This is a genomic window from Erythrobacter sp. AP23, assembly GCF_001542855.1.
GTDB lineage: Bacteria > Pseudomonadota > Alphaproteobacteria > Sphingomonadales > Sphingomonadaceae > Qipengyuania.
The window spans coordinates 195,301-212,646 of sequence record NZ_LNBY01000015.1; the positions used below are offsets into that span (position 1 = coordinate 195,301).

General features: G+C 65.6%; 18 protein-coding genes and 1 tRNA gene. 7 read left to right on the plus strand and 12 right to left on the minus strand.

Annotated elements, in window-relative coordinates; translation table 11 throughout:
- Positions 1-98: 98 nt before the first annotated feature.
- Both ASS64_RS07755 and ASS64_RS07760 read right to left on the minus strand, forming a co-directional pair.
- On the minus strand, positions 99-896 hold the full coding sequence (locus ASS64_RS07755) for a LytTR family DNA-binding domain-containing protein (RefSeq protein ID WP_067692277.1): 798 nt from the start codon (positions 894-896) through the stop codon (positions 99-101).
- Complete coding sequence (locus ASS64_RS07760; protein WP_067692279.1) at positions 893-2,125, minus strand: sensor histidine kinase; 1,233 nt, start codon at positions 2,123-2,125, stop codon at positions 893-895. The genes ASS64_RS07755 and ASS64_RS07760 overlap by 4 nt, the downstream gene beginning before the upstream one ends.
- Positions 2,126-2,207: 82 nt before the next feature.
- On the opposite strand from ASS64_RS07760, the gene ASS64_RS07765 reads away from it, so the two are divergent.
- Positions 2,208-2,819 carry an HD domain-containing protein gene (locus ASS64_RS07765; RefSeq protein WP_067692282.1) on the plus strand — a complete coding sequence of 204 codons (612 nt, stop codon included), beginning with the start codon at positions 2,208-2,210 and terminating at the stop codon, positions 2,817-2,819.
- A 4-nt stretch (positions 2,820-2,823) separates the two neighbouring features.
- Here ASS64_RS07765 and ASS64_RS07770 read toward each other — a convergent pair whose 3' ends face one another.
- The 9 genes from ASS64_RS07770 to ASS64_RS07810 all read right to left on the minus strand — a co-directional run bounded on the left by ASS64_RS07770 (position 2,824) and on the right by ASS64_RS07810 (position 11,239).
- The gene (locus tag ASS64_RS07770; RefSeq protein ID WP_067692285.1) at positions 2,824-3,510 is read right to left on the minus strand and encodes a DsbA family protein; all 687 of its coding nucleotides are present in this window, start codon (positions 3,508-3,510) and stop codon (positions 2,824-2,826) included.
- Positions 3,511-3,529: 19 nt separating this feature from the next.
- A complete protein-coding gene (locus tag ASS64_RS07775; RefSeq protein ID WP_067692288.1) occupies positions 3,530-4,909 on the minus strand; it encodes a M48 family metalloprotease in 1,380 nt (459 codons plus the stop codon).
- 11 nt (positions 4,910-4,920) lie between these two features.
- A complete protein-coding gene (locus ASS64_RS07780; RefSeq protein ID WP_067692291.1) occupies positions 4,921-5,823 on the minus strand; it encodes an alpha/beta hydrolase in 903 nt (300 codons plus the stop codon).
- Positions 5,824-5,831: 8 nt separating this feature from the next.
- Positions 5,832-6,938 carry a phosphatase domain-containing protein gene (locus ASS64_RS07785; protein WP_067692294.1) on the minus strand — a complete coding sequence of 369 codons (1,107 nt, stop codon included), beginning with the start codon at positions 6,936-6,938 and terminating at the stop codon, positions 5,832-5,834.
- 59 nt (positions 6,939-6,997) lie between these two features.
- Complete coding sequence (locus ASS64_RS07790) at positions 6,998-8,941, minus strand: hypothetical protein (protein WP_067692297.1); 1,944 nt, start codon at positions 8,939-8,941, stop codon at positions 6,998-7,000.
- A 102-nt stretch (positions 8,942-9,043) separates the two neighbouring features.
- Positions 9,044-9,529: a DUF2141 domain-containing protein gene (locus ASS64_RS07795; RefSeq protein WP_157075112.1), complete on the minus strand. Its 486-nt coding sequence runs from the start codon at positions 9,527-9,529 to the stop codon at positions 9,044-9,046.
- Positions 9,493-10,209 carry a sterol desaturase family protein gene (locus tag ASS64_RS07800; RefSeq protein WP_067692300.1) on the minus strand — a complete coding sequence of 239 codons (717 nt, stop codon included), beginning with the start codon at positions 10,207-10,209 and terminating at the stop codon, positions 9,493-9,495. Before ASS64_RS07800 ends, ASS64_RS07795 begins: the two co-directional genes overlap by 37 nt.
- 48 nt (positions 10,210-10,257) lie before the next feature.
- Positions 10,258-10,737 (minus strand): MmcB family DNA repair protein, encoded by a 480-nt coding sequence (locus ASS64_RS07805; protein WP_067692303.1) that lies wholly within the window; start codon positions 10,735-10,737, stop codon positions 10,258-10,260.
- A 112-nt stretch (positions 10,738-10,849) separates the two neighbouring features.
- Complete coding sequence (locus ASS64_RS07810) at positions 10,850-11,239, minus strand: hypothetical protein (protein WP_157075113.1); 390 nt, start codon at positions 11,237-11,239, stop codon at positions 10,850-10,852.
- Between the two features lie 140 nt (positions 11,240-11,379).
- On the opposite strand from ASS64_RS07810, the gene ASS64_RS07815 reads away from it, so the two are divergent.
- The 6 genes from ASS64_RS07815 (at position 11,380) to ASS64_RS07840 (ending at position 16,739) form a co-directional block, all read left to right on the plus strand.
- Positions 11,380-11,456: transfer RNA gene (locus ASS64_RS07815), tRNA-Arg, on the plus strand.
- A gap of 84 nt (positions 11,457-11,540) precedes the next feature.
- Positions 11,541-12,662 (plus strand): 8-amino-7-oxononanoate synthase, encoded by a 1,122-nt coding sequence (locus tag ASS64_RS07820; RefSeq protein ID WP_067693085.1) that lies wholly within the window; start codon positions 11,541-11,543, stop codon positions 12,660-12,662.
- Positions 12,659-13,282: a dethiobiotin synthase gene (bioD, locus tag ASS64_RS07825; protein WP_067692309.1), complete on the plus strand. Its 624-nt coding sequence runs from the start codon at positions 12,659-12,661 to the stop codon at positions 13,280-13,282. The genes ASS64_RS07820 and bioD overlap by 4 nt, the downstream gene beginning before the upstream one ends.
- Positions 13,279-14,532 carry an adenosylmethionine--8-amino-7-oxononanoate transaminase gene (locus tag ASS64_RS07830; RefSeq protein ID WP_067692312.1) on the plus strand — a complete coding sequence of 418 codons (1,254 nt, stop codon included), beginning with the start codon at positions 13,279-13,281 and terminating at the stop codon, positions 14,530-14,532. The genes bioD and ASS64_RS07830 overlap by 4 nt, the downstream gene beginning before the upstream one ends.
- 276 nt (positions 14,533-14,808) lie before the next feature.
- Positions 14,809-15,846: a diacylglycerol kinase family protein gene (locus ASS64_RS07835; RefSeq protein WP_067692316.1), complete on the plus strand. Its 1,038-nt coding sequence runs from the start codon at positions 14,809-14,811 to the stop codon at positions 15,844-15,846.
- Positions 15,843-16,739, plus strand: a complete 897-nt coding sequence (locus tag ASS64_RS07840; RefSeq protein WP_067692318.1) for a hypothetical protein — start codon at positions 15,843-15,845, stop codon at positions 16,737-16,739. Before ASS64_RS07835 ends, ASS64_RS07840 begins: the two co-directional genes overlap by 4 nt.
- On the opposite strand, the gene ASS64_RS07845 is transcribed toward ASS64_RS07840, so the two are convergent.
- Positions 16,730-17,227 (minus strand): DUF2141 domain-containing protein, encoded by a 498-nt coding sequence (locus ASS64_RS07845; RefSeq protein ID WP_067692322.1) that lies wholly within the window; start codon positions 17,225-17,227, stop codon positions 16,730-16,732. The genes ASS64_RS07840 and ASS64_RS07845 overlap by 10 nt on opposite strands.
- Between the last annotated feature and the right edge of the window lie 119 nt (positions 17,228-17,346).

Here is a 17,346-nt window from a genome sequence, read left to right on the forward strand (position 1 = left end):
CCGAGGCGAGGCTAGGCCGACCGGCCGCCCGCAGCGGGTGCAGCTTGCTGCACGTCTAGCGAGGACGCGCCCGCGGATGCGGGTGCGGAAACGAAAACTCAGTGAACGAAGCGCGCCACGACGTCGCGGTAGCTGCGGCTGACCTTCACCTCCGCGCCGCTGTCCAGCACGAGGAAGCACTCCCCATTGGTGTGCGGCTTGACCTGGCGGACCTGGTCGAGGTTGACGATGGTCGAGCGGTGTACGCGCTGGAACTTGCGCGGGTCGAGGCGGCGTTCGAGATCCTTCATCGTCTCGCGCAGGATCAGCGAATTGTCGCCGGTATAAATGCACATGTAGTCGCCGGCGGCCTCGATATGCTCGATCGTATCGGTCTCGACACGGAAGATCTGGCCGCGATCCTTGACGTTGATGAGCTTTTCGTAGCGGCTGGTGGCCTCGGCGTCCTCGGCGGCGAGGTTTTCGGCCGCTTCCGGAGCGACTTCGGACAGCACGCTCTTGAGCTTTTCGGCCTCTTCGGTCGATTTCTTCTCCGCGAGGCGTTGGCGCACACGTTCGATCGTATCGGCGAGCTTGTCCTCATCGACCGGCTTCATCAGGTAGTTGACCGCATTCGCCTCGAAGGCGCGGATCGCATGCTCCTGGAAGGCGGTGACGAAGACGAACAGCGGTGGGTCGATTTCCATCACCCCCTGCACCACGCTGAAGCCGTCGAAACCGGGCATCTGGATGTCGAGGAAGACAAGGTCGGGCTTTTGCGTCTTGATCGCGCGGATCGCTTCGCGCCCGTTCTGGCAGGTTTCGATGATCTCGACGTCCTCGAATGGTTCGAGGCGCAGCTGGAGGCCCTGGATGGCGAGCTTCTCGTCGTCGACGAGGATGGTCCGGATAGTCATGTTGCCTGGTGTGCTTTCGGGGGTGTGTGTGAGGGTATAACGGCCGGGGAAGCCGCGGGTTTCTGGGGTAGGGAGGCCTGCGCCGGCGCGGCTTGCGCTGCGCTTAACGCTTCGGCCTCCTCGGTTTCATAGGGCAGTTCGATCAATACGGAAAAACCGCCGCTTTCGGGCGAGCGGATCTCGAAACGATGTTCCTCGCCATAGGCCTGCGCCAGCCGGTCGCGGATATTGGCAAGTCCGACGCCGGTCGAATCGCGCCGGGCATTGGTGGGGCGGACCGCTGGCAGGCCGTCCTCGATATCGTCGGTCGTCATTCCCGGACCGGTATCGGACACGGTCACGCGCAGCCGGGGGCCGACGACCTGGGCGACGATCGCGATTTCCGCGCCTTCTTCCAGCGGGCTGACGCCGTATTTGATCGCATTCTCGACCAGCGGCTGCAACAACATGGCGGGCAGCTTCGCCTTGGCGGCCTCGGGCTCAACCCGGAAACTCGACCGCAACCGATCCTCGAAGCGCATCTGCTCGATACCGAGATAGAGCTGCAAGGTCTCGACTTCCTGCGCAACCGTCACCTTGCCGCCGGGCTGCGTTACCAGCGTGTGGCGCAGGAAGCTCGAGAGCCGGGTGAGCATGGCATTGGCGGTCTCGCTTTGCTTTAAGAGCACCAGCGTGCTGATCGAATTGAGCGTGTTGAACAGGAAATGCGGATTGAGCTGGTAGCGCAGCATGGCCAGCTGGGCACTGGTAGCCTGTGCCTCGAGCCGTTCGAGCCGGTCGGCCTGCTCTTCCACCTGGAGGAAGAAGTTGATCGCGTAATACAGCGCCGACCAGGCGCCGAGCAGCGTCAGATCGATGAAATAGATGCCGACGAACAGATTGGCGAAGCTGGCAGTGCCCGAAGTCGCGCCGGCGACATCGAGCACCCAGCTGTCGATGAAGGCGTAGACCCCGGTCGCCACGGCAAGGACCGATGCCGTCGCCCCCCATGTCACGAGCGGTCTCTGCCTGATCAGCCGGCCGTAGATTACCGCGAGGATCAGGCTGATCGAAAAGCCGGTGATCGTCGCGATAAGGATGATAACGAGGCGGTCGGGTGGCTGGCCGTTCGCCAGAGCCGACATCGCGCGCAGCATCATCGCCCCGCCCCAGCCGGCCAGCTGGAGGTTCCAGAACGCCTGGTTCTTGTTGGCGAAGAACGGCGTGGGTTGGATGGGCAACACGGCCATGTGCTGCATCCCCTAGCGCAATTGCGACGAACTGCGCCAGTCGCTAGAGTGCAACCGACAGCCGAAGCGAGGGAGAGACGCGATGGGCGTGCAGGAAAATATCGAACATGCGGTCGCCGAACGCGCGAAGTTTCGCGAGATGAAGGAAGGCACCGCCGAAGACTGGGCGATCATCGGCGAGGAATACCGCGCTTTTGCCAAGGGCCTGCCCGATCGCGTGCTCGATCATCTCAGACTGCTCGACGGCGATTTCGGCGGTTTCCCGGTCGACCGGCTCGAACATTCGCTGCAGACCGCGACGCGCGCGGATCGCGACGGGCGCGACGAGCAATATGTCGTGATGGCCTTGCTCCATGACATCGGCGACACGCTGGGCAGCTACAACCATCCCGAAGTCGCCGCCTCGATCATCAAGCCTTTCGTCACCGAGGAGATCCACTGGATCTGCCAGAACCACGGCGCCTTTCAGGGCTATTACTATTTCCATTTCCTCGGCATGGACCAGAATGCGCGCGACAAGTTCGCCGACCACCCGCATTTCGAGGCGTGCCGAGAATTTTGCGAGAAGTACGATCAGGCGGCCTTCGACCCCGATTACGACAGCGAGCCGCTCGAATTCTTCGAACCGATGGTGCGCCGCGTCATGGCCAAGCCGCTGGCCTCGATGTATGCCAAGGCAATGGAAGAGGAATAGGCGCCTAGGTATCGGCGTCGAGCGCTTCGGCAAGCCTTTCGGCGGGTACCAACCCCTCGATCACCTCACCGCCCGCGATCCAGCTCGGCGTGCCGGTGAATTGCAGCGTGCGGGCAAAGGCCATGGTCTTGGCCAGCTCCGCAGTCGCCTCATCCGATCGTGCAAAGGCCTGCGCGGCGCTCATGTCGAGCCCGGCAATCCGCGCTGCACGTTCGATCCCTGCCTCGCTCGGCGTACCCTGCTCGAACATAGCGTGGTAGAAGGCGGGATACTTGCCCTGTTTAGCCGCTGCTAGCGCCATGCGTGCGGCCTGCTCGCTACCTTCGAAAATCGGCCATTCGCGCACGACCACCTTGAGCTCGGGATCGCCCGCGATCAGTTCGTCGATCCCCTCGACCGACTGGCGGCAATAGGTGCAGCCGTAATCGGTGAACTTGACCAGCACCTTCGACCCTTCCGGATTGCCAAGCACCGCGCCCGCGAAGGGTTGGGTCACCTCGTCCGAGACCTGCGCCAGCCGATCGCGCGCCTCGCCGCGTTGATAGGCCTCGGCCATCTCGGGCAGGATTTGCGGATTGGCGAGCAGAAAGTCGCGTGTCTGGCCATTGCCGAGCCCCGAAACCGACCACAGGCCGGCCCCGGCAAAGCCGAACACCAGCGCGATCAGCGCGGTCATCAGATAGTTCTTCATGATCGTTTTAATCCGTGTGTCAGCCCGGTGCGCAATTGCGCCCGCGTTCCATTTCGCACTGCCGCTCGAGCAGCGCACGCGCCTGCATGCCGATGTCCTGCGCACGAATCCAGTCGGGCGTGCCGCGATCCAGCCCGCCCTCGGCCGCCTGCGCACTGCGCAAGGCGAGCGCGTACTGTCCGCTCATCACCTGTTGTTCGGCGGTGGCCAGGCGCGCGCGGGCGGTGTCGCCACGCGCGGCGTAGACGACGCCAAGCTGGTACCAGGCAAAGGGATTGCGCCGGTCGCGGCCCACGGCGGCGCGCAGCACGCGCTCGGCCTCTTCGTAATTCGCCGGGTCCTCGGTCGCGACCAGCGCATGGCCGAACATGCTGGCAATGAGCGGTTCGGCATTGGTCAGCGCGGTGGCGCGGCGCAGCGGGTCGAGCGCTTCGCCCGGGCGCCCCGATTCGAGCAGCACCTGTCCCTTGAGCTCGAGGAAATAGGGATCCTGGGGATCCTTCGCGATCAGCGCGTCGGCCGCTTCGAGCGCGCGATCCACCCGTGCATTCTGGTGATAGGCATAGGCGCGGGCATAGAGCGCGGGCACCGTCTGGTCGGTTTCGGGATAGTCGCGCAGCGTAGCCGACGGCTTGGCGATATAGCCGGTCAGCTTGGCCTTGACGCGTTCGAAATTGGCCTGGTTGCGCGCATTGGGGGGCGCATCCCAGGCGGGGTCCTTCTCATAGACTTCGCGCAGCGCGGAGATACGGTCGCCCGAAAGCGGATGCGTGCGATAATAGCCCGCCTCGTCGCTCTGGCTGTAGCCATAGCGATATTCGCGATTAAGCAGCTTGCCGAAAAAGGTCAGCGAGCCCCGGCCGGAAATGCCCGCCTTCGAAAGGTATTCGGCACCTGCAAAATCGGCGGAGGATTCCTGCGTGCGGCTGAAGGCCAGGAACTGTCCGATCGCGGCCTGCTGGCCCAGCGCCATGACGCCCATGGCCGCTTCGCCCGCACCGGCCAACGCGGCACCGATCCCGGCAAGCATCGAGAGCAACGAGATCCTGGTCGCGGAGGCGATGCCCTCGCCATAGCGCAATATGTGTCCGCCGGTAATGTGGCCCAGCTCGTGTGCGATCACGCCCTGGACTTCCTCGGCGGTATCGGCCGCTTCGATCAGGCCCGAATGGATATAGACAATCTGCCCGCCCGCGACGAAGGCATTGATCGAGCGATCGTTGACGAGGACGATATCGACATTTTCGGGCTCCAGCCCCGCCGCCTCGATAAGCGGAGCCGAAATTTCATCGAGGAAGGCTTCGGTCTCGGCATCGCGCAGGATTGACTGGGCGGCGACCGGCTGCGCCGCGAGCATGGCGGCGGCAAGGAAAGCGAGCAGGCGGGCTATGAGGCGCATTGGCGGACAGCCTAAGGCGTTTCGGCCTGAACCGGAACTGAAACCTCGGTCACGCGCCGCGCGAATGCGACCACTGCATCGTGGACATCGCGCGAACCGCGCCAGGGGCTGGCCAGCGATACGAGCGGAGCGTTGTGGTCGAGATTCTCGTAATAGAGCGCTTCGACCGGCGCGCCCTCCTTTGCCAGAGTGCGGGCGAGGGCGCGCGTATTGCGCGGTTTGACCAGCGTGTCCCGCTCGCCGTGGAGCAGCAGCATGGGCGGCGCATCGGATCGGGCGTGGTTGACGGGCTGGCTTTCCGCCCCGGCTCCAACCGAGCCGAAGCCGGCGCGGGTCGACTCGCTGTCGAAGGGGTAGAAGTCGTAAGGCCCGGCAAGGCCGATCACCCCGCTGGGGACCACGCCGCTTGAGGCCAGCCACCGATCTTCGAGCGCGACCTGCACGACATTGTAGGCGCCCGCCGAATGGCCGGCGAGGACGATCCGTGCGGGATCGCCGCCATAGCGTGGGGCAAGGCGCGCGGTCTCGACAATGGCTGCGGCGGTGTCTTCGAGCATGGCGGGATAGCGACCGTCCTCGCCGAGCCGGTAGCCAGCGAGCACGACGAGAAAGCCTTCGGGCGCAAGCGAACGGGCGATGAAGTTGTAATCGTCGGGATCGCCCCAGCGCCAGCTGCCCCCATGGACGAAGAGCAGGACGGGAAGCGGTGCGTCCGCATTCCGAGGCGAATAGATGCGCAGCTTCTGCGCCGGGTGCGTGCCATAAGGCGTCTTGGCCACGAGCGTCACGCCGCGAGTCCCCCCGGTCAGCCGGTCTATGGCGTCGAGTACGGCGGGGCCGTTGTTGCGAATGGCAAGCAGCAGTGCTGCGCCCGCCAGCAAGAGGATGACGGCGAGGCCTGCGAGGATCTTCATCGCCCGCCTCACACCGCCCGTCTCGGATCGGTTTGCTCGACCGTTTCGACGATGGCTCTCGCCTCGTCATCGGTCAGCAGGCCGATCGAGGCGAGAAACTCGTGACCCGTATCGTAGCGGTCTCCCACCCACAATGGCACGTTCGCAGCTTTGAGCTTCGCCTTTGCGGTCAACTCCTCCGGGCTCATCCGCTCGCCGACCTTGCGGATGAAGATCGCGCGCACGCGCCCCGGATTATCCAGCGCGACATCGGCAAAGGCAGTCAGATCGCCCTGGCTGTCGTCGCCGATCAGCGCGAATTTGAGTTCCGGATAGGCGGCGAGAATGCCGTCGATCGCCGCGCGTTTGTGTGCGCCATGGCTCTCTGAACCGAAGGTCGCCCGATTGAGGCCCCAGTCGCGCAGAAAGATCGGGCCCAAAGGCAAGCCGCGCCCGCGGATATAGGTGACGAGATAGCTGAACAGGTTCCACGGGCTGGAGGAGACATAGAAGAAGGGCCGGTGCGTCGCCGGCTGGCTTTCGCCTGCATGGCCTTCGCCCAGGGCCAGTACCTCGCCGCCGCCCAACGCATTGTAGAACACGTCCGCGCCCGGCACGATGATGCGTTCTTCGGGCATCTGCATCAGGACGCGCCGCCAGTTGCGCACGACCTTGCGGAAATCCCCGGTGATGCCCGTCTCGACTATCGTGTCGTCGATATCGGAAATGACCGCCAGGCCGGTATCGCTTCCGGGCGCGAGCACATGTGCGTCGAGGCACTGTTGTCCCTCGCCCGCCGACCAATGGAACGTCACCGTCTCCCACGCTGGTTGCTCGTCATAGCCCCAGTCGGGTTCGAGCCGGATATCGAAATGGACGAACCCTTCCTCGTCGGTCAGACCCCGATGCCGGCGGTTGGCGATCCCGGGCCGCGCAATCTCGAGTTCGACCGGGAATTCGGCGACTTCATGGCTGGCGAACTGGCCGAGCATGGTCTTGGCCGCGCGCCATTTCCCTCGCTTCTCGAACGTGCCCACGCGCGATCGCAAGGCGCGTGCGGTGATACGCAGGCGCTCGCGGTTCCGATAACCGAAATAGGGCTGGATACGGACGGGCGCGGTGGGCAGGAACGGCATCGCCTCCGCGCTAGCCAATCCGGCACGCAGGCGACAAGCGAATTATCGGGTTTGTCGTTTTAGCCGAGCAGCTTGCGTGCTGCGCGTTCGACCAGGGGAATATTCTCGGGCACTTCGCCGATGACTTCCAGTTCTCCCTCGGGCGTGCGGCGAACCATCACGAGCGCGAATTCCGCGCCGTCCTCTTCTAGCTCGGCCAAGGAAAGCGTTTCGAGCGCGCGCAGCTTCTCTGCGAGGGCGGGGCGCACGGCCTTCTTGGTGTCGACCGGCTTGCCCTGTTCCTCCTTGCGCGCCTTGCGTTCGGCCTGGACTACGCCCTTCAGGCCGCCTTCGGCCTCGCGCAGGAAGGCCGCCAGCCTGCCGCGTTCGACGCCCACGCGGTGCGCGTGCATCAGCACCGCGGCATATTCGGTGATCCGCGTCTTGTCGTAATCGGTGCCGAATACCAGCTTGACCACCGGCGTCATCGGCGCGCGATCCTGAACGGTCAGGCCATGTTCTGCCACCAGTTCGTCGAAGTCCTCGGGCGCGTCCTGCGCTTCGAGACTGAAATCGTAGGCCCGCCCGACCGCGGCGTAGAGCGCTTTGCGGCTACGATCCTCGGTGCTCTGCGCAGCCTGCGCCATCTGGCGCGCGGCGGCAAGGCAATCGTAGAGGCCCTCGGGCGAGGCGCCGATGTAGGCAGAGTCCACTGCATCGGCAGCGAACGCTTCGACCGGCGGCTCGGTTTCCGGCGTGCCGTCTTCGACTGCGGCGGGCGCATCGTCTTCGGCGACGATGGCGAACTCGGTATCGTCCGCGGCGCTCTGCGCATCCGGTTCGACAGGGGGTTCCGCGGGGACCTCATAGGCCTGCGGCATCCTTGCGGGTAGCGGGTCATCGCCGGCTTCATGGGCTTGCGGCATGGCCGGCATCCCCTGCGCGGCCGATAGATCCACACTCTTCTTGGTGCGGTCGCCGCGATTGACGAGTGCGACGAGGCCGCTCGTAGCGCTGTCATCGGCGAGCGGGTCGACGACATCGTCGACATCCTCGTCGGTTTCTTCGTCCTCGTCCCATTCCGGCAGGCCGTAATCGGCGGCAGTCTTCAGGCCGCCGTCGAAATCGTCTTCGTCCCGTGCGCCGCTATCGCCGCCCGCATGAGGCCCGCCGACCGGATTGCCGAGCGCATCGACCCGCGGAGATAGCGCAGCTCGCGCGGCCGGTTCGGTAAATGCGTTCTCGTCCTCGTCCTCATCCGCCGTGCCGAAGGCAGGCTCCGGCAGCATGCCGGGTGCGTGATTGTCCATCATGTTCTCGTTCCCGAGTTCGAGCACGTCTTCGCCATACTGGCCACGTACGCCATTGGTGAGCGTCTCGGCGGTCTCGATCGCCGCTTCGTCTTCGGCCTCGTCGCCGGAAGGGATGTCCAGCGCATGGTCGAGTTCCAGCAGCAGCGCGTCGGCGGTTTGCTGGTCGGCCATCTGCTTCCAGTTGATCACGCCATAGATGAAATCGATCGTCGCATTGTCGCTCGAATAGGGCAGGAGGATGCCGCGATAGAGCACCGTTGCGCCGTGCTCGTTGACGAATTCCGCCTCGAAACCGATCGGCGCCTGATTGGCGAGGATCTGCATATAGTGGTCGGTGATGCGGCTCAGGACGGAGCGGCCGGGCACGCGGGAGAGCCGCTTGAGCGAATCATCGTGCCCGCATTCGGCTGCCAATTCCGTGCCGACGAAGCCGACCCTGGGATCTTCGATGTCGTCGGACAGGTCGAGCAGCAGCGAATAGGGGCCGAAATCCTCGAGCGCGCCGGGTTCGAGATCGTCGATATGCGGGAAGTTGAGGTCGCCCAGTTGGCTTGCCCAGTGATTGTAGGCGCGCACCTGCATTCGGCGCTCGTCCTGGCCCACCGGCGAATGCGGCGGCTCGATATCGGCGTCGGATTCCTCGACGTGTTCGTCGTCGAAATCCTCCTCCGCGTCGCGCGAGCCGAAAAAGCCGCCTAGCCTGTCGATCACTATATGGGCTCCCGAAGAATTCTGCTCATTCGACAGCCGTATGAGGCCCGCGTGGTAAACATCCGGTTAAGTGGATTAACCATTGCCGCGGGGTGGATCGTGCTAAAGCATGTACCGCATCCGGATCGCCAATGCGCGGTCCTCGGCGCCGATATCGAAGGCCGCGTCGGAGAATTTGGGCGGGCCCATCCGGACCTTGGCGTCGCGCGAAAAACCGAACCCTTCCTTGGGCATCATGCCCAGTGCGCGATCGGCCTTGCCGTTGCCGTTCTCGTCATGAAGCAGGGCAATGGCGTAGCGACCGGGCTGAACGCCCTCGAAGGTGAAGGACACGCCGCCCTCGCGTGCTCGCGCGGTTGCGCCATGTGCGCCCGCCACGCCGCGGCATCGCGGAAACTTGTCCTCGTCCATGGTCATGCAGGCGCGCACGATGCCCTTGGCATTGCGCAGTTCGGTGACCGTGACAGTGATGGTCGCGCCCTTTCCGGGTAGCGGGACTGCAGCCGCCAGCATGCCGCCAAGCGGCAACAGCGCCAGCGCAGCCGCGCGGCTCAGGCGTTGGGGCTGAGGCCGCGATCCGTCCCGCATACGCGATCCCAGAAGCGGAAATAGAGACCGTAATTGCATCTGTACTCTTCATGATGACGCTGGTGGTGGCTGGCGGTTATCAGCCAGTTGCCTAACTTGGAATGAACCAGGGCCCGGGGAAAGATCTCCCAGCCCATATGGTTGGTCACGCCCATCACCGTCATCACCAGCAGCACGACACCGAGCATGGCGACATGGATCGGGACGAGGAAGACGAGCGCGGGGATGACCACCGCGCCGGTGATCGCTTCCCAGGGGTGGAAGCTCATCGCCGCCCAGGCGGTCGGCGGGCGGCTGGCGTGGTGCACCGCATGCATCGTCCGGAACAGCTTGGGGCGATGCATCACTCGGTGCGTCCAGTAGAACCATGTGTCGTGCGCCAGCAGGTAGAGCAGCGGCGCGAGAGCGAGGTACCACAGCGGATAGGCATCCCACTCGGTATATATCAACGTCCAGCCGCGCTCCTGCCACCCCCAGGCGACCACGCCCGCGGGGATGCCGTAGATCGCCGCCGACGCCAGCGACCATCCGATCTCGCGGCGGATCTGCGGCCCGAGCTGCGCATGATAGCCCGGTCGCACGCGGTTGGTGAGCGCGGCGAAGATCCCGCTCGAGGCGAGATAGCGCATGGCCACGATCGCGGTCATCGCAGCCGCGGAAAGGATGATGGCGGTCCACATCGTGCGTCGACCCTAGTCCGCCGCGCGCAAAGGGAAAACCGGCAAATGCTATTCGGGCGTGCCCCACGGCGCGCAGTGTGGATCGAGCGCCACGGTCCCGCGGCGCAGCGCGGTGCGCGCGAGACGTTCGACCTCGACCTTGCGGCGCGCGGCGGCAAGCGGCGTCAGCGGTGCCGGACGCACGATTTGGCCGTCATAACCATCGGCTACGATGATGCCGCAGCATTCGGGGCGATAGGCTTCCCCCTCGAGCGGATCGCGATCGAGCCCCGGCGGCACGCCCCAGTAGAAACGGTCGCAATAGTCGAGATAGTCGGGCCATTTGCCGTCGCCCAAGAGGTCGCCGCGCTGGACCTTGATCTCGACGATGATCACGCGGCCCTTGGGATCGACCCCCATCAGATCCGCGCGCCGTCCATTGCGCAGCGGCATCTCAGAAAGACACCAGACGTCGTTGCGCGCAAAGAGACGCGCGATGCCCCGTGCGACCAAGGCTGCCGTCTGCGCTTCCGTTACCGAATCCGTCATGCGGCTCGAATGGAACAGAGTGCGAACACGGTCAAGGCCAAACCCCCGGCACGTCGCGCTCATGCGGGGTGCGCGAAAGACCGCCGATCCGGTCGCTATCGGCCTTCCGGCGCTACGCCGCGTCGACGAGGTCGACGATCGCCCTGCGCGCAGTGTGGAACTCGCGCCACAGCGTGAGCGCGGCCGCGGTCGTGTCCTGTCCCTCGGCGGTCAGCGAAAGAAGCGCCCGCAATCCCGGTTGCATCACGGCGGCGAGATCGTCGATCCCCCGCGCCGCCAACTCATAGCTCCGGCCACCCTTTTGCGCGGCACGCTGCGGCAGCTCGGCTATCTGCGACGACAGTGGCTCCCTGCCGAGCTGGGCGAGATTGCCCACGGCAGCGGCTGCTTCGTGAACGGCTTGCCACTGCTCGGCCAGTACGGTGCTGTCCGGGGCGTCGCGCGGGCCGGTCTCGGCGGGCGGGAGCATCGTGGCCTGGGCCAGGTCGAAAGGGTGGGACATCGCGCTCATGGCTGCCACGGATACGCCGCCAGTCTTGCGAAAGACCTAACGCGGTTCTCGCCAGTTCCGCTGGGTCGTTTTAAGGCTGGCGAGCGCGGACGCGCTTTGCTAAGCGCCCCCTTCGCCGAAAGGCCCGACATGCACCCGTAGCTCAGCTGGATAGAGCGCTGCCCTCCGAAGGCAGAGGCCAGAGGTTCGAATCCTCTCGGGTGCGCCAAGGGCAGGATGTTCCGCATCGCCTCGTGCGATTTGCCCGCTACACAGTTGCAAATCGCCGGCGGGGACCTAGACGGTGCCGGTCGTGAAATTACCCGATTTCTACCAGCACGATCTCGACCGCCTTTCGCAGGCCGGCCGCCGCCGGATGCTGGCGTTGGCCCAGGGACGTGACTTCTCGTCCAACGACTATCTGGCACTGGCCGGAGCGTCCGCATTGCGCGAAGCGGCTGTCGCGGCGCTCGAGCGCGGGGTTGCTCTCGGCTCGGGCGGATCGCGGCTGCTGCGCGGCAATTGCGCCGAGCATGAAGCGCTGGAAGAGCGGGCAGCGGCATTCTTCGAGGCCCCCTCCGCCCTGTTCCTCGGCTCGGGCTATGCCGCCAACAGCCTGATCTTTGCGACGCTGCCGCAAAAGGGCGACCTCGTCCTTCACGATGCGCTGGTCCATGCCAGCGCGCATGAGGGCATGCGCCTGTCGCGCGCGCCGTCCAGAGCCTTTGCGCATAACGACGTCGATGCCGCCGCCGATGGCATTGCCGCGTGGCGCGCGGATGGTGGGCGCGGCACGCCATGGATCGCCTTCGAAACCCTCTACAGCATGGATGGCGATCGCGCCCCGGTGGCGGAATTTGCCGAGCTGGCGCGGCGCGAAGGAGCGATGCTGCTGGTCGACGAAGCGCATGCGGTGGGCGTGTTCGGGCCACACGGGCGCGGGCTTGCGGCTGGGCTGCACGGGCAGGACAATGCCATCGTGCTGGCGACCTGCGGCAAGGCGCTGGGCTGCGAAGGCGCACTGGTGATGGGCCCGCCGATCGTCCGCGATTTCCTGGTCAATCGCGGGCGCGGCTTCATCTTCTCGACCGCGCCCTCGCCGCTGATGGCCGCGGTCGCATATGCCGCGCTCGATATCGCCGCCGCCGCCGATGACCGCCGCGCACGGCTGGCAAAGCTGGTCGAAGCGGCCGAACGGACTCTCGGCCATCTCGGCATCGCGCCCAGCGGCTCGCAGATCCAGCCGATCCTCATCGGCGAGGATGCCCGCACCATGGAAATCGCCGCCGCGCTGCAGGCGCGGGGCTTCGACATACGCGGCATTCGTCCGCCCACGGTCCCCGCCGGGACCGCGCGGCTGCGCATCTCGCTCACGCTCAATACCGACGAGGCGGCCGTGGCCGCGCTCGGCGATGCTCTGGAGGATATCCTGTGAATCGCACGATCGTGGTGACCGGAACCGATACCGATGTCGGCAAGACGGTATTTGCCGCTGGGCTCGCCGCTGCGCTCGATGCAAAGTATTGGAAACCCGTCCAGGCGGGGCTGGAGGATGGCAGCGACGCTGCGCGCGTCGCCGCGTTGGGCGTGCCCGAGGCGCATATCCTGCCCGAAGCCTATCGCCTGACGACGCCCTGTTCGCCGCATCGAGCCGCAGAGCTGGACAGCGTCGCGATCGATCCCGCGCGGCTTGTGCTGCCGGAGGTCGAGGGGCCGCTGGTTGTCGAAGGCGCGGGCGGGGCGTTGGTGCCGATCACGTGCGAGCTGCTCTATGCCGATCTCTTCGCGCAATGGCGCGCGCCTGTCGTGGTGGTTGCCCGCACCGCGCTCGGTACGATCAACCACAGCCTGCTGACGATCGAAGCTCTGCGCAAGCGCGGTGTGCCGATCATCGGCATGGCCTTCGTCGGCGAGGCGCAGGAGGATAGCGAGGCGACCATCTGCGCGATCGGTAAGGTCGCTCGGCTCGGCCGCCTGCCACTGCTCGACCCTCTCGACGCGGACAGCCTCGCAGCCGCCTTCGCCGACAATTTCGACCTTGGGGCCTTTGCATGAGCGAATCACCCATCTGGCATCCCTTCACGCAGCACGGGCTGGGCGAACCCATCCCCAAAGTCGCGCGCGCCGAGGGTGCCGTGCTCCATACCGAGGACGGGGCACAGGTGATCGATGCGATCTCGTCCTGGTGGGTGACGACGCACGGACATTCGCACCCAAGGCTTGCCGCAGCGATAGCCGAGCAGGCGAGCCGGCTCGACCAGATCATCTTCGCTGGCTGGACGCATCAGCCCGCGGAAGAGCTTGCGACCGGCCTGCGCGCCATGATGCCCCCGGGTCTTACGCGTGTGTTCTTCTCCGATTCCGGCTCGACCAGTGTCGAGGTCGCGCTCAAGATGGCGCTGGGCTACTGGCGCAACCGCGGCGAGCCGCGCGAGCGGATCGTGGTGATGGACAATGGCTATCATGGCGATACCATCGGCACCATGTCGGTCGGCGCACGCGGGGCGTTCAACCGCGCCTATGAGCCGCTGCTGTTCGACGTTACCTCGATTCCGTTCCCGCAAGCAGGGGCCGAGCAGGCTACGCTCGACGCGCTGGAGCGGGCCTGCGCGGGGGGCGCGGCGGCCTTCATCGTCGAACCTCTGGTGCTCGGCGCGGGCGGCATGCTGGTGTATGATGCGGGCACGCTGGCCGAAATGCGCCGCATCTGCGCGGCGCACGGCACGCTGTTCATCGCCGACGAGGTGATGACCGGCTGGGGCCGCACCGGAACGCTGCTGGCCTGCGAACAGGCGGGGATCGAGCCCGACATATTGTGCCTGTCCAAGGGGCTGACCGGGGGTGCGGTGCCACTGGCGGTGACCATCGCGAGCGAGCCGATCTTCGAAGCGCATTGCAGCAGCGACCGGGCGCGGATGTTCTTCCACTCCTCCAGCTACACCGCCAACCCCATCGCCTGCGCGGCGGCCAATGCCAATCTCGCCATCTGGCGCGCGGAGCCGGTGGCGGAGCGGATAGCGGCGCTGGCGGCGCGACAGGACGAGCGGCTGGCAGAGCTGGCGCGACACCCGGCGGTGCGCCAGCCCCGTCAGATGGGCACCATCGCCGCCTTCGATGTGGGCGAGGCGGACGGTTATCTGTCCGGCCTCGCGCCGCGCATGCTGGCTATGTTCCGCGAACGGGACGTGCTGCTGCGGCCGCTGGGCAACACCGTCTATGTGATGCCGCCCTATTGCATCACCGCCGCGCAACTCGACAGGGTCTATGCGGTCATCGGCGAGGTACTCGATGCGGTGACCGGATGATGCCGGATGATCTCGAAGTCCTGCCCGCGGGGAGAGCTTACGCGATTGCGCGGGAGCGGCCCGGTTTCGCCTGCATGCCGGCTCCGGCAAGTGCCCGCGCCGGCTCTCCCGATTGAGAGTGGCCGAGCCCATCCTTTCTGTTCGTCCGGGTGCCGAAATTTTTCTGTTAGACGTATCCATTGGGCGTCCCCAACGAAGAATGCATTGCGACGCTATTACAATTTGACGAAAATTCCCTAGATATGCGCCGGCGTCGGCGATTAAGGCATAGGTTTCATGGATCGGGTAATCTACAATTTCGACAGCCTGTCGCAGCGGCAAAGCGCCGCTACGGTGCCCCTGCGCCGTTCGATATACCGTGCCCGCCGCGTCCCCGAACCTCGCATCGGAATCATCTACAACCCGCGCAGCCACCGCAACAAAGGCCAGGACCTCGCGTGCGCCGGTGCCGACAACGCCATGGTCGCCCAGCCGCGCACCCGCGACGAAATCGCCCACGCATTGGCCGGCTTCGCGCGCGAGGGCATCGATTTCCTGATTATCAACGGTGGCGACGGCACGGTTCGTGACGTGCTGACGATGGGGCAGGCAGTATTCGCCGACCGCTGGCCCGCAATCGCCGTGCTACCCAAGGGCAAGACCAATGCGCTCAATGTCGATCTCGGCGCGCCCGCCGACTGGTCGCTCGAAGCCGCGCTCAAGGCCTATGCCTCGGGTCGCCGAATCCTCCGCCGCCCGCTCGCGGTCAGCCGGGTCGATGAGGACGATCCCGCCATGCTGGGCTTCATCTTCGGGGCCGGGGCTTTTACGCTCGGCATCGAGGCCGGCCAGGAGGCACACTCGCTGGGCTTTTTCAACAGCCTTGCCGTCGGCGCGACGGGGGCATGGGGCGTGCTCCAGGCGCTCTTCGGTACCAATGGGAACAAGTGGCGGCGCGGCACGCAGATGGACCTGCGTTATCTGCCGGGCGGCGCCCCTCTGCCGCGGTCCAAGCATGGCGACCCTGCACGGCGCAGCGTGATGCTCGCCTCCACGCTCGAACGCATGCCCATGGGAATCCAGCTGTTCGGCGCCCCGCGCCCGGGTCTCAAGGTCGCGGTCCTCGACCGTCCGCGGCGGCGCCTGTTGGCCGCATTGCCTGCCATCTTCATGGGCTGGCGCCCGCGCTGGCTGGCCGAGGCGGGGTTCCACCAGCTCGATGCCGATGCCGTGGCGATCGACGTGGCCGAGCCGGTCATTCTCGACGGCGAGGCCTTTCCTGCCGGACGCTATCGGATCGAACAGGGACCCGAGCTGACCTTCATCAGCGTGTGACGACCGCGCTCGCGCAACGTCTCGACACCGCGCTCGACCGGCCGGTGCGCAGCGAGGTCGCGGCCTATGCGCGCAAGCTCGGCGAAGAAGCGGGTGCGCTGGCCGTGCTGTTCTATGGGTCGAACCTGCGGACCGGCTCGCTGGAAGGGGTGCTCGATTTCTACGTCCTGCTGCCCGGGCCGCAGCGCGAGCGGATTTGGCCGCGCGTCAGCTATCGCGAATGGGACTACAGTGGGGAGCGGTTACGCGCCAAGATCGCCACCATGTCGCTGACGCAATTTGCAAAGGCGGCGCGCGGGGGATCGCGCGATACGACGATCTGGGCGCGCTTCGTCCAGCCCTCGGCGCTGATCTGGCAGGCCGATGACGGCGCGCGAACGCGGGTGGTCGAGGCACTCGGCGCCGCGGCCATCACGGCCGGGCGCCTGGCAGCGGCCGTCGGCCCTGCAAGCGGCACTGCGGACGACTATTGGCGCGCGCTGTTCCGCGCGACCTACCAGGCCGAATTCCGGATCGAGAAGCCGGGGCGCGAGAACGCCATTCTCGAGGTGAATGCGGATCACTTCGATGGCCTGCTGCCGCTAGCATGGGAAGCGGCCGGTATCCCTTTCGAGCGACGGGGCGACGTGCTGGAGCCCGCACTTGTCGATCCCGAGCGTCGCCGCATTCTCGCTTGGTGGCGCAGCCGGGCGCGGCTGGGCAAGCCGCTCAACCTGTTGCGGCTTGCCAAGGCGACCACGACATTCGACGGAGCGGCCGATTATGCCGCGTGGAAGCTCCACCGGCACACGGGCATCGCGCTGGAGGTCACACCGTTTCGCGCCAGGCACCCGCTGCTCGCGGCGCCGGGAGCGCTCGTCGAGCTGTGGCGCAAACGCCGCGCTCAGCGATAGCGCATCCGGATCGACATGGTTTTCACGCCCGAACCGACTTCGAAGGCGGTCTTCTTGTAGCTCGGCTTGCCGAGGTTGAAGATGTTGATGCTGGGATTGTTCGACATCGCCCCGCCATCGGAGAAGATATCCGTCTTGCCGTTGCCGTTGACGTCGTGGCGCACAGCAATACCGTAGGTTCCGGGCGCGGGCAGCGGCATGCAGAAGGTCATCGATCCGGCTTTGGCGGGGGCCTCCATGCGGTAGATCCACCGGCCCTTCTCAAGCCAGTCTTCCTTGGTGCCGCGATAGCTTTGCACCCGAATCGTGCCTGTGCTTTCCTTGATGTCGTAAATAGTCACCCACACGGCAGGTCCGCCGCCGGCAGCGCATTTGCTGGCGTCATGGGTGATTTTCTGGCGATATTGCGCATCGGCCGGGGCAGGCGCGGCAAGCCCGGCCAGGGCAAGCCCGGCGATGCCGACGGCGGTCAGTGTCTTGCGATCCATAAATGATATCCATCGTCGAATTCTGGTGAAACGGTGCTTCGGCACCGGGTAAAGGGACGCATAGCCCGCTATTTTGGGTTTGTTTAGCGAATTGCGCTGAATTGCGGCTGAATTTCGGG